The organism is Microbacterium paludicola, from assembly GCF_015235415.1.
In the GTDB taxonomy this organism is placed as follows: Bacteria; Actinomycetota; Actinomycetes; order Actinomycetales; family Microbacteriaceae; genus Microbacterium; species Microbacterium paludicola.
In genome coordinates this window covers 1-11,773 of the sequence record NZ_JADGLL010000065.1, presented here as the reverse complement: position 1 = coordinate 11,773, position 11,773 = coordinate 1, and the positions used below count along the sequence as shown (strand labels likewise).

Sequence of the window (11,773 nt, the reverse complement as noted above, 5' to 3'; positions counted from 1 at the left end):
GTCGCTGCGTATACGGGTGGGTGGGGGTGGAGGTGACTTCGGCGCCGTCGCCCCACTCGACGATGTCGCCGCCGCGCATGACGGCGACCCGGTGGCACAGCACGCGGATGACGGCGAGGTCGTGCGAGACGAAGAGGTAGGCGACCCCGGTGCGCTCCTGCACCTCGCGGAGAAGGTCGAGGATGCGCGCCTGGGTGGTCAGGTCGAGCGCCGAGACGGGCTCGTCGCAGACGATGAGGCGCGGCTCGAGCGCGAGCGCGCGGGCGATCGCGACGCGCTGCCGCTGACCGCCGCTGAACTCCCGCGGCAGCCGGTGGGCGGCATCGGCGGGCAGGTGCACGAGATCGAGCAGCTCCTGCACCTTGCGCTGCGCGTCGCGGGCGGTCGCTCCGCGGGCGCGCAGCGGCTCGGTGAGGGTGTCGCCGATGGTCATCGCGGGGCTGAGCGAGCCGTAGGGGTCCTGGAACACGACGGCGAGGTCGGATGCCAGCTGCCTGCGGCGCGCACGGGACGCGTGGGCGATCTCCTCCCCGTCGAGGCGGACGCTGCCGCCGGTGATCGGTGCGAGTCCGAGAACGGCGCGGCCGAGCGTCGACTTGCCGGATCCCGACTCGCCGACCAGCCCCACGGTCTCGCCGGGCAGGACATCGATCGACACGCCGTGCAGGATCTCGTGCGGACGGCGGCGCAGCCCTGTGCCGGGGTAGGCGACGCGCAGGTCGCGCACGTCGAGAAGTGGCGTCGCGGTGGTCTGGAGGACGCTCATGCCCGTGTCTCCTCGACTGTCAGGGGGCCGCGGGCGGGAGCGTCGTCCAGCAGCGCGGCGAACAGCCCCTTCGTGTAGTCGTGCTGCGGCGCGGCGAACACGTCGGCGACCGTGCCGGTCTCGACGATGCTCCCGGCGCGCATCACCGAGACCCGGTCGGCGAGGTCGGCGACCACGCCGAAGTTGTGGGTGACCAGCAGGATCGACACTCCCGTCTCACGCCGCAGATCGCGCAGGAGCTGGAGGATCTCCGCCTGGACCGTGACGTCCAGGGCTGTGGTGGGCTCGTCGGCGATGATCAGCCGCGGCTCGGTCGCGACCGCCCCGGCGATCAGGACGCGCTGCGCCATGCCACCCGAGATCTGGTGCGGATACGACCGCATGACGCGATCCGGATCGGCGATGCCGACCCGGCCGAGCAGCGCGACGGCCCGCTGTCGGGCCTCGGCCCGGGACAGCCCGAGCACCACGCGCAGCGGTTCGATGAGCTGGTGGCCCACCGTGTAGGACGGGTCGAGGTTGCTCAGCGGCTCCTGCGGGACGTATCCGATCCGTCGACCGCGCAGGGCGGCGAGTTCGGCGGGGCGCAGGGTGCGCAGGTCGGTCCCGTCGAGACGGATCTCCCCCGCGACGGCTTCGCCGCCCGCGGGCAGCAGGCCGAGCACCGACCACGCGGTCTGCGTCTTGCCCGAGCCGGATTCGCCGATGAGCGCATGCACCTCGCCGCGGCCGACGCTGATCGACACGTCATCGACCACGGTCTTCCACCCGCCGTCGACGGTGTAGGCGACGCTCAGCCCGGCGATCTCGAGGACGGGCTCGTCGTTCGTGGGGCCATCGTGACGCACCGCGGCGGCGGGACGGACGACGGGCGCCTCCCAGGAGATGGTGCGGGCGGGTCCGGTGGCGGCATGCTCGAGCTCGTCGCGCAGCGCGCTGCCGAACAGCGTCAGCGCGACGCACGTGAGCCCGATGGCCAGGCTCGGCCAGACCATCAGCCACGGCGTCCGGGAGAGGTTGTAGAACCCGTCGCTGAGCATCCCACCCCAGGTGGGGACGGTCGGGTCGCCCACTCCGAGGAAGTCGAGGCTCGCCTGAATGGCGATGGCGACGGCGAAGAGCGCGGCGGTCAGCAGGATGACGGGGGCGCGCACGGCGGTGAGGATGTGGCGGCCGACGATGCGCCAGTCGCTGAGTCCGGCGACGCGGGCGGCGTCGATGTAGAGCTCCTCGCGGACCCCTCGCACCGCCGCGTAGACGATGCGGAAGTAGGAGGGAGCGAGGACGACGCCGAAGACGGCCATGACGCCCCAGATGGACGGGCCGATGACGGAGCGCGCGGCCAGCAGCACGACGATCGCGGGCAGCGACAGGATGGTCGCCGTCAGCCACCCGGAGACCTGGTCGAACCACCCGCCGCGATAGCCGGCCACAAGGCCCGCACTGACGCCGATGAGGGCGGCGACGGCGACCGCCAGCGCGGCCGCGACGAGGCTCGTGGAGGTCGCGGCGATGAGCCGGGAGAGGACGTCGCGACCGGCGCTGTCGCCTCCCAGCAGGTGCTCCGCAGAGGGCGCCGCGAGCACATCGCCGAGCGCGGTCTGCGCCGGGTCGTGGGGCGTGAGGAACGGCCCGACGACGGCGACCACGAGCAGCAGGGCGAGGTAGACCGACGAGATGAGACCGAGCGGATTGCGCAGCATCCGCACGGCGAGCGAGGAGCGGGGGGCGGCGGGCGTGGGGATCGAGGTCGTCATGCGAGGCGCACCTTGGGGTTGAGCCATCCCTGCAGCAGATCGACCGACAGGTTGATGGCGAGGACGAGCAGTGCGGTCACGACGATGACGCCCATCACGAGGGGGATGTCGCCCTGCACCGTTGCCGAGACCGCGGTCTGGCCGAGGCCCGGGAGCGAGAAGACCTGTTCGACGACCACCGCACCGCCGAAGATGACGATGAACTGGAGGCCGAGGACGCTGAGCGCGGGGCCCGCCGAGTTGCGCAGCACGTGCCCGTACAGGACGCGGCGCGTCGGAAGCCCCCGTGCGCGGAGCGTGCGCACGTAGTCGAGGCGCAGCGCGTCGACCATCGACCCGCGCACCTGCTGGGCGACGCTGGCGATGGCGCCGATCGCCAGCGCGATGATCGGCATCGTGATGGTGGACAGCCAGCCGGCGATCGAGTCCTCGGGACGGACGTAGCCGGTGGCGGGGAACCAGCGCAGCCCGATGCCGAACACGAGAGCGAGGATGAGCGCGACGAGGAAGCCGGGGATCGCGCCGGCGATGACCGCCGTGGCCTGGATGGCGCGATCGACGGCGCCGCGGCGGGCCGCGGCGATGACGCCGAGGACGAGCCCGATGACGGCGGTGGCGAGGACCGCGCCGATGGTCAGAGAGAGCGTGACCGGCAGGCGCGAGGCGATCGCATCGGTCACCGCCTGCCCGGAGAACCATGACCGGCCGAGATCCCCGGTCAGCGCGCCCGCGACCCAGTCCGAGAACTGGGCGACGACGGGCCGGTCGAGACCGAGCTGCTCCTCCTTGCGGGCGACGATCGCGGGATCAGCCGTGTCGCCGACGATGCGACGAGCGATGTCGGTCGCGCCCATGTAGAGAAGGAAGAACGCGAGGACGCAGATCGTGGCGACCGTGAGTGCACCCGCGGCCAGCCGTCTGACGATGAATGAGAGCATGAGCGGATCGGGTGCGGGACCGTCGCGGTCCCGCACCCGGCCTTTCTGTTACTGCGCGGGGCGGATGTTCCACAGGTACGGCACGGCGTTGTCCGCCTGCACCGTCGCCTCGGTGGACTCGTTCGTGAGGAACGCGGACGAGGGACGGTAGACCGGAGCGAACCACGCCTGGTCGACGATGTACTCGTTGAGCTCCGCGGCCGCGGCATCCGCGTCGGCCGGCTCACCCGAGCGGATGACGTCGGCCAGCTCGACCACCGTCGGGTCCGCAACGTGGAACGGGTTCCAGGTCGACTCCGGCAGGAGAGAGAACTGGACGGTCTGCCACGCCGTCGGGTCGGTCTGCAGCAGCATCGAGAAGGCCGCCCACGAGCCGGTCAGCATGCGACCGAAGAGGTCGTCGCCCGTGGGCTCCCCCTCCACCTCGAAGCCCACCGCACCGAGCTGCTCGGCGTAGATGGCGAACTCGGACTCCGGGACGAAGTTGCTGCTCGGCATCACGATCTTCACGCCGTCGGCGTATCCCGCCTCGGCCAGCAGCTCGCGCGCCTTCTCGGGGTCGTACGGGTACGCCTCGTCGAGCGCCTCGTCGTAGGCCGCCGTGTTCACGCCGAACACCTGCGTCGTCGGAGTGCCGTAGCCGCCGGCGAGGGCCTGGACGAGTCCCTCGCGGTCGAGGGCGTAGTTGAACGCCTGGCGCACGCGGACGTCACCGAACGCCGGGTTCACCGTGCCGTCGCGGTCGGCCAGCAGGTAGCCGATCCAGTTCTGCTCGTACTGCTCGGCGGTGAAGCCTGCGGCCTCCGCCTCCGGGATCTGCACCGCGCTGGTCGTGTTGGTGGCATCGAGCTGACCGCCCTTGACCGCGTTCATCAGCGCGGTCGGGTCGCCGTAGAAGGTCATATCGATCTCGTCGTAGTGCACGGAATCGGCATCCCAGTAGTCGGGGTTCGCCTCGAACGCGTAGCTGGAGCCGACGACCGTCTCCTCCGCGTTCAGCGTGTAGGGGCCGCTGCCGATCGGCGTGGTCTGGGCGTCGGGCGCGTCGAGCATGGCCGGGCTGCCGACGAGTCCGGCGTTCTGGCTGAGGTAGACCGGAAGGGCCGGGTCGGGCGCGGCCAGGGTGATCGTCACCGTGCGGTCGTCGGTCGCCTCCGCCGACGTCATGCCCGCGAGGAACGAGGCGTTCTCGCTCGTTCCGTCGCGGAACTTGGTGAGGTAGTCCGCCACGACCTGAGCCGTCAGCTCCTCGCCGTCGGTGAAGGTGACGTCGTCGCGCAGCGTGAGGGTGAGCACCGTCTTGGTGTCGTCCCACTCCCAATCGGTGGCGAGGCCGGCGACGAGGGAGCCGTCCGGCTCCGCGCGAAGGAGGGTGTCGTACACGGCCTGGAGGTACGGCGACTGGTTCGCCCACGAGGCTTCCCACGGCGCGAACGACGCGAGCTGGGTCACGACGCCCAGTCGGAGGGTCGTCGGGGCGGCGGACTCTTCAGCCGACGTGGCGGCGCAGCCGGTGAGGGCGAGCGCGGCGATGGCGGTGCCTGCGGCGGCGATGCGCACAAGCGAGGTGCGGTGCTTCATTGCACGTCCTTTCGAGGACGGTGGTGTTCGGGTCGGCCCCGGGGGGCACCGTGGACGCTAGCACGAATATCTTAATTGGCAAAGATTTTCATTTTCGGCACGCGCTGGTACGTTCAGCGGGTGGCAGGAAGAGCAGGGCCGCGCGGCGAATACGCGAAGACCGCACGCCGACGCGAGGAGATCCTCGACGCGGCGTTCGACGTCTTCTCGCAGTCCGGCTACCTCAACAGCACGCTCAGCGAGATCGCGAAGCAGGCGGGCATGACGATGCCGGGCCTGACGCATCACTTCGCCACCAAGGCGGTGCTTCTCGAGGCAGTCCTGAGGGAGCGAGACATCGATGCCGGCCGGCTGCTGAAGGACCGCCACGGTGTCGATCTTCTCAACGGCCTGCTGACCATCGCCGCTCGGGATGAGGCCGACCCCACCCTGACGCAGCTGTATACCCTCCTGTCCGCCGAGGCGACGAGCGAAGACCACCCCGCGCACCAATTCTTCCAGGATCGCTACACGCTCATCCTCGAAACGGTGACGCGCGCGCTCGAGGAAGCCGCCGAGCGAGGCGATCTGCGCGAGGGGATCGAGCCGGCCGCGGCCGCCCAGATGTACGCCGCCCTCTCCGACGGACTGCAGCTGCAGCGGCTCTATCGCACGGGCGGAGAGCCGCACGTCGTCCTCATACGATCGTTCCTCGCGAGCCTCGTCACGCCGCGGGCCCTCGACATCCTCCACGCACCCACCCCGGCCTGAGCCGGCGACGCCCCAGCGCATCGCTGCCGCACCGCCGGCATCGCACGCCCGATTCACCTCGGGGCGCTGGCGGACACGCGCCGATGCCGATCGGTCTCACGACGCGCGATCTGCGCGCAACCTTCGCGAGCTGAAGGGGACCTTGTCCCGGCTAGGACACTTGGTCACGCCCCGGCTTCCCGGAAGGATCGGTTGAGATTCGTTCTGGGTCGGCACCTTCCCGGCTGGATTCCGTCATCGGGAAGGCGCTTCTCGACGCCCACCATGTATTAGCCGGGCTGCGCATCGGCGCAATCCCCGCTCGCCGCGCACCAGCCGCGCTCGCATGTCAGTTCTCGGCTGGTGTCTGTGTCAGGTTGATTGAGGACCACCTTGTCGCTCTGAATCAGGACCACCCTGGCGAAGACCGGAGAGTCGTGTCGGTCTGATTCGGGACCACCTGTATCGCTGGGTTCGTGCTCACAGGGAGCGCGGGGAGCGAGGTGCCCGGTGGGGAGTCGAGTGGATCTGTTCGCGAGCATTCGGCGTGATGCGCGACTGGAGGGGCTGGGAACGCGCACGCTCGCCCGCCGATACAAGGTCGGACGGGAGACGGTGCGGCAGGCGTTGAAGAGCGCGGAGCCGCCCGCGCGGAAGACGCCGGTGCGGGTCGCGCCGAAGCTCGAGCCGTTCAAGCCGGCGATCGATGAGATGCTGCGGACGGATCTGACCGCGCCGCGGAAGCAGCGGCATACGGCGACGCGGATCTGGAACCGCCTCATCGACGAGCACGCCGCGCAGCTCGGCTACCCATCCGTCCGCGACTACGTCCGCAAGCGACGCCCCGAGATCCTCGCCGAGAGCGGGTCGCTCGCCGAAACGGCGACGGTGCCGCAGGAGCACACCTCGGGGGCCGAGGCGGAGGTCGACTTCGGCGAGTTCTGGATCGACCTGGCCGGGGTGCGGACGAAGTGCTACATGTTCGTGTTCCGGATGTCGCACTCCGGCAAAGCGATCCACCGCGTCTACCCGTCCTTGTCGCAGGAGGCGTTCCTGGAAGGCCATGTGACGGCGTTCGAGACGCTGGGCGGGGTGCCGACGCTGCAGATCAAGTACGACAACCTCAACCAGGCCGTCACGAAAGTTCTCGGCGGCCGGGCACGGACCGAGAACGAGCGGTGGGCGCTGTTCCGCTCGCACTACGGGTTCGACGCGTTCTACTGCGAACCGGGCATCGACGGCGCGCACGAGAAGGGCGGCGTCGAAGGCGAAGTCGGGCGGTTCCGCCGCACCTGGCTCGTCCCGGTGCCGGACGTGTCGTCGGTCGACGAGCTCAACGCATACATCGCCGAATGCGAGGCTCGCGATGACGTCCGTCGCATCACGGGCCGGCTGTCGACGGTCGGTCAGGACTGGGCGGCCGAGCAGCCGCTGCTGAACCCGCTGCCGGAGGACCGGTTCGAGCCGGGCTTGCCGCTCACGCCGATCGTGGATCGGTCGTCGTTGGTGACGATCAAGCAGGCGAAGTACTCCGTGCCTGCGTCGCTGATCGGCCGCCGGGTGCGGGCGATCCTGCGCGCGTCCGAGGTACTGATCTACGACGGTCGGCGCTTGGTCGCCCGGCACGAGCGCGTCGGGGTCCGCAACGGGCAGGCCGTGCAGCTGGACCACTACCTCGAGGTCCTCAAGCTCAAGCCCGGTGCTCTGGTGGGGTCCACGGCGCTCGCTCATGCCCGCGCGACCGGGGCGTTCACTGCCGAGCATGACGCATTCTGGGAGGCCTCCCGCCGCGTCAATGGCGACGCCGCCGGCACCCGTGAACTGATCGATGTGCTCCTGCTGCACCGCCACATGCCCGCCGAGACCGTGACCGCCGGGATCCGCGCCGCGATGAGCGTGGGGTCGGTGCTCGCCGAGGTCGTCGCCGTCGAAGCGCGTCGCGCCGCCGAGCACCTGCCCGGCGCCGACGCCGACACCGCTGCGGGCGGGCCGGTGACGGCGAACGTCGTGTCGATGACGCAGCGCCGGCTCATGGATCCGCTCGCGGTGATCGCCGGACTACCGGCCGATCGCCGACCCACCCCGTCCGTTGCGCAGTACGACGACCTGCTCGCGCGTCGCACGGCGAAGCAGGCCGCCACCCAGACCTTGAACGAAGGAGCCACCCCGTCATGAGCCCCACGATCACCCCGGTGACCCAGGTGCTGCGCCGTAGGCGCGCGATGACCGACGAAGCCGCCGTCGCGGCCGCCGACAGCGCGTTCCGCCGCCTCCGCCTGCCCACCATGAGGGCCGTGCTGGAGGAGGCGGTGAAGACGGCGGAGAAAGAGCAGCTGTCGTACATCGGGTTCCTCGCCGAGCTGCTGCTCGCCGAGGTCGACGACCGCGACCGCCGCTCCACGCTGCGCCGCGTCCAAGGCGCCGGATTCCCGCGCCCGAAGTTCCTCGACGACATCGACTACGACGCCAACCCGATCCTCAACCCGGCGACCATCAACACCCTCGCCACCGGGGACTGGGTTCGCCGCGGCGACCCGCTCTGCCTCATCGGCGACTCCGGCACCGGCAAGTCCCATCTGCTCATCGGGCTCGGCACGGCCGCGGCAGAGAAGGGCTACCGCGTCAAGTACACCCTCGCGACGCGGCTGGTAAACGAGCTCGTCGAAGCCGCCGACGAAGCGCAGCTCGCCCGTACCATCGCCCGGTACGGTCGCGTCGACCTGCTCATCATCGACGAACTCGGCTACATGGAACTCGACAAACGCGGCGCCGAACTCCTCTTCCAAGTCCTCACCGAACGCGAGGAGAAAGCCTCCGTCACGATCGCGACCAACCAGCCGTTCAGTGAATGGACCCGCACCTTCACCGACCCGCGACTCTGCGCAGCGATCGTCGACCGCCTCACCTTCCGCGGCACCATCATCGAGACCGGGACCGAGTCCTACCGCCTCGCCCACACCCGCCAGCAAGCCGGCTGAGCCACCGACGAGATCGGCCAGGGCGACGCTCGCCACATTCCCGCGTGGCGCGCGCGTCAAGTGGGAGCCGGGGGTCACAGCCTCCGCCTGTCTCGCGTGGGACCCCCCAAATTGCCTCTCCCGCTACGTCCGAAACTCGGAGTAAGTTCTCAGCTAACCGCACGATGGCTCTGAAATCAGGGGAACGGATGAAGTCGATGGGCACCCGAAAATCAGCGCGCACGCTGGGGATCGCAGCTGCGCTTGCGCTAGGAGCAACATTCCTCGTCGCGGCACCCGCTGCGGCGGCAAGCTGGACCTCCATCTCCGGAACGGTCTTCTCGGACTCGGATGCGTGGTACTACTCGAGCGTCATCCGGACCAAGCGTGGCGGAGGAAAGGTCTCGGCGAAGTTCAGCAATCTTCCGGCGTGCGGCTCAAGCGCGAACACGCAGCTCCGGTTCGCGATCACCAAGCCTGGCACACAGACTCTTATTGGCGGAATCCAGTATTTCCCCGTCATCAACGACGAGCGGACGCTCGCGAGCAGCGTGGCTGACGGCACTCAGTTCCGCACCACCTTCTCCCGGTACCTGTCGTGCACGAACTCTGACCACAACTTCTCCGGTTCCCTCTACTACTGATCACGAGAGCAGGTCGACCTTTGCGTAATAGGAAGCGAATCGGAGCCCTGGCAGCCGTCGCTTTGGCTACGGCTATGGTGGCAACGCCGGCCGTCGCGACAGCGGCATACACATACCAGTTGAGCGGAGTCGTCTACTCCAACACCGACTGGTTCTACTCGGCGAATGCTCGTTACAAGAACGGAACTGGCTCCGTTTCAGTGAACATGTGGGATGCCCCCGAGGGCTGCTCGTCGTCGAACACGGGAGTTGGCAACGGGTCCAACGCTTCCATTGGCTTCAAGGTTACGAACCTCGGGTCAACGACTGCGATCGGGAGCACTGTCACCCTCACACAGAGCACTTCATGGAAGACGCTCGTGACCAGCATGGCCGACGGAAAGTCGTTCCGCACCGCGTTCCACCGACTCAGTCTGTGCCGAAACGCTGATCACACGTTCGACGTGCAAATGAGCTATTGATTTGAGGGCAGGATCACGGCGTATCGCTTCTGGCGTCGCTGTCCTCGCGGGCTTCGCGATCTTGAGCGGGTGCGCGACCTCTCCACCAACGGCCTTCGGCGAAGAGTGGGTTTCCGAGGAAGCCGCGACCGAGGACTACTTTCAGACGGCAGCTCACCTTGAGCTGCCCCCTGATCAAGATTGGCCAGATCCCGGCTACACCGGCACCGGGCCAGACGGACAGCCGGCCCTATACGGCGCTGATCTCGGGAAGGTCGATGCATCGTTCGTCTGGTACTGCGCGTGGGGCCGTGAACTCGTCAGCCCGGAGTCGTCCGAAGACACCCGCGCCCAGGCGATGGCGCACGTCCTGGAAGTGACAGAAACTCCGTACTACACAGTCGGGCTACAAGCGGGTGACCGTGAGTACTGGCGGGAGCAGGTCGTCGATCCGCTCCTGCAGGGTGACATCGAAGGGGTGGCCAAGGATGTCGACACAAACTGCTCATAGTCGTGCAGCGATGCTGGCGAACGCCATCCCACCTTTCAAGTTCCATCTCCTCGCAGCAGGGATCGGGATCGTCGTCGGCACGGCAGCGTTCATCGCCGATGACATCCACGGGCTCATGGGGGCCATCCTTATGGGGATCGTGAGCTCAGCGTCGACCTGGATGCTCGGAGCCACGTTCATCGGAGCCCTGGCGCGGAACCCCCCCGCCGGGGCTGTCAGCGCGGGGGTGTTCGGTGCCGGCGTCACTGTCACCTACTACACGTTGCGATGGTTTGTGCTACGCCCCTGGACGTTCAGCGCCCCGGACATCTCAGCGGCCACTTGGAACTCTCCGCAGGGAATTAAGTTCCTTCTTATTGCCGCCGTGTGGGTCATCGGAACGACCATCGGCGCCGCGACGCTGGGGGCGCTGGCAAACCGACTGCTCCGTCGCAAATCGCCTCCTCGACGAGATTTGTGGAACGGTGTGTGGCTGGGCACATGCCTTGCGCCAGCACTCGCATACTTGCCAGAGCTAGTGACGAACGCAGTCGCCGCCGCTTCGTGGACTGGTTTGGATGCCGACACCGGAGGCCTGTTCGTGCTTACCAGCACGATTACCTCAGGGCTGCTCGTAGCCGTCACCGTGACTTGGTGGGCGACGCGTAGCCCAGGCATTTCGTCGTGGTGGCGGTTTGCCGGGGTGGCTGTTGCCACGGCCCTTGTGCTTGCTGTGCTGTTCCGGCTCGCGAGCGATCTCTTCCTCGCTGTGACAGCGCTTCTCTGATCGATCGCTCCCGCAAGCGGCCACAGCCGGCGGCGGATCGGTTCTTCGCAGCTGAGGGCGAATGGTTGAGGGCGTCGGTCGCAGGGTGAGGCGAGCTCTTCCGAAGAAGGACGTCTCACCATCGTCACCATGCTGAAGCCGGGATGGCATCGTCCCGGCTTCAGCGCTCAAACTGGCGTCAGCCGCGATGGCCTGCAGAAGCAGATCGGTGGTCCCGAATCAGACCGACAGGGTGGTCCAGGTTGGAGTTGACATTCCCAGCTGGGGCACGCACACCGAACCTGGGCAGCTACCCCACATGAATCAGATGTGGTTGAAGTGTGGGCACGGCGCCATTCGCGGGGCCTTCGTCGAGCGCTACGACAGCGGCGATCGGCGCGGGTCTGCTTCGTACGGCCTCGATCGGATCACCGGCGGCCCAGCGATCCCCTGAATCGGCCTGACTTTCGTTCCTATCGGGAGCCTTGTCCAGCAGGTGCCGGATTGGCTGATTCCAGGTCAGCGTAGTACGCGTCTTCGACCTCGATCGGGGTGCGCATGTCGAGCTCGCCGTGGAGGCGCTGATTGTTCCACCACCACACGTACTCAAGGGTTGCTAGCTCGACCTGCTCGACGGTTCGCCAGGGGCCGCGCTGACGGATCAGCTCGGTCTTGTAGAGACCGTTGACCGCCTCCGCGAGGGCG

General features: G+C 68.3%; 11 protein-coding genes. 6 read left to right on the top strand and 5 right to left on the bottom strand.

The window, feature by feature from the left end:
- The 4 genes from IR155_RS15040 to IR155_RS15025 all read right to left on the bottom strand — a co-directional run.
- On the bottom strand, positions 1-766 hold a 766-nt coding region (locus IR155_RS15040), incomplete at its 3' end, for an ATP-binding cassette domain-containing protein (protein WP_135115602.1).
- Complete coding sequence (locus tag IR155_RS15035; protein ID WP_228067397.1) at positions 763-2,523, bottom strand: dipeptide/oligopeptide/nickel ABC transporter permease/ATP-binding protein; 1,761 nt, start codon at positions 2,521-2,523, stop codon at positions 763-765. The genes IR155_RS15035 and IR155_RS15040, both read right to left, overlap by 4 nt.
- Complete coding sequence (locus IR155_RS15030) at positions 2,520-3,461, bottom strand: ABC transporter permease (RefSeq protein WP_135115600.1); 942 nt, start codon at positions 3,459-3,461, stop codon at positions 2,520-2,522. Before IR155_RS15030 ends, IR155_RS15035 begins: the two co-directional genes overlap by 4 nt.
- Positions 3,462-3,509: 48 nt before the next feature.
- On the bottom strand, positions 3,510-5,042 hold the full coding sequence (locus IR155_RS15025) for an ABC transporter substrate-binding protein (protein WP_135115599.1): 1,533 nt from the start codon (positions 5,040-5,042) through the stop codon (positions 3,510-3,512).
- Positions 5,043-5,162: 120 nt separating this feature from the next.
- Here IR155_RS15025 and IR155_RS15020 point away from each other — a divergent pair, with 120 nt between their 5' ends.
- The 6 genes from IR155_RS15020 (at position 5,163) to IR155_RS14995 (ending at position 11,089) form a co-directional block, all read left to right on the top strand.
- Positions 5,163-5,792, top strand: coding sequence for a TetR/AcrR family transcriptional regulator (locus IR155_RS15020; protein WP_167760820.1), 630 nt, complete (start codon positions 5,163-5,165; stop codon positions 5,790-5,792).
- A gap of 489 nt (positions 5,793-6,281) precedes the next feature.
- The gene (istA, locus tag IR155_RS15015) at positions 6,282-7,946 is read left to right on the top strand and encodes an IS21 family transposase (protein WP_135115597.1); all 1,665 of its coding nucleotides are present in this window, start codon (positions 6,282-6,284) and stop codon (positions 7,944-7,946) included.
- The gene (gene istB, locus IR155_RS15010; protein ID WP_135115596.1) at positions 7,943-8,749 is read left to right on the top strand and encodes an IS21-like element helper ATPase IstB; all 807 of its coding nucleotides are present in this window, start codon (positions 7,943-7,945) and stop codon (positions 8,747-8,749) included. Before istA ends, istB begins: the two co-directional genes overlap by 4 nt.
- Before the next feature lie 188 nt (positions 8,750-8,937).
- Complete coding sequence (locus tag IR155_RS15005) at positions 8,938-9,372, top strand: hypothetical protein (RefSeq protein WP_135115595.1); 435 nt, start codon at positions 8,938-8,940, stop codon at positions 9,370-9,372.
- A 462-nt stretch (positions 9,373-9,834) separates the two neighbouring features.
- On the top strand, positions 9,835-10,323 hold the full coding sequence (locus tag IR155_RS15000; RefSeq protein ID WP_135115594.1) for a hypothetical protein: 489 nt from the start codon (positions 9,835-9,837) through the stop codon (positions 10,321-10,323).
- 10 nt (positions 10,324-10,333) lie between these two features.
- Positions 10,334-11,089, top strand: a complete 756-nt coding sequence (locus IR155_RS14995; protein WP_135115593.1) for a hypothetical protein — start codon at positions 10,334-10,336, stop codon at positions 11,087-11,089.
- Between the two features lie 452 nt (positions 11,090-11,541).
- On the opposite strand, the gene IR155_RS16085 is transcribed toward IR155_RS14995, so the two are convergent.
- The coding region (locus IR155_RS16085) for an IS3 family transposase (protein WP_228067189.1) at positions 11,542-11,773 on the bottom strand (232 nt) is incomplete at its 5' end.

What these genes read in the sequence shown, in the direction of transcription:
- IR155_RS15025 (WP_135115599.1), bottom strand. Translation starts at nt 5,042, where the DNA reads ATGAAGCACCGCACCTCGCTTGTGCGCATCGCCGCCGCAGGCACCGCC.
- istB (WP_135115596.1), top strand. Translation starts at nt 7,943, where the DNA reads ATGAGCCCCACGATCACCCCGGTGACCCAGGTGCTGCGCCGTAGGCGC.
- IR155_RS15005 (WP_135115595.1), top strand. Translation starts at nt 8,938, where the DNA reads ATGAAGTCGATGGGCACCCGAAAATCAGCGCGCACGCTGGGGATCGCA.
- IR155_RS14995 (WP_135115593.1), top strand. Translation starts at nt 10,334, where the DNA reads ATGCTGGCGAACGCCATCCCACCTTTCAAGTTCCATCTCCTCGCAGCA.
- IR155_RS15030 (WP_135115600.1), bottom strand. Translation starts at nt 3,461, where the DNA reads ATGCTCTCATTCATCGTCAGACGGCTGGCCGCGGGTGCACTCACGGTC.
- IR155_RS15035 (WP_228067397.1), bottom strand. Translation starts at nt 2,523, where the DNA reads ATGACGACCTCGATCCCCACGCCCGCCGCCCCCCGCTCCTCGCTCGCC.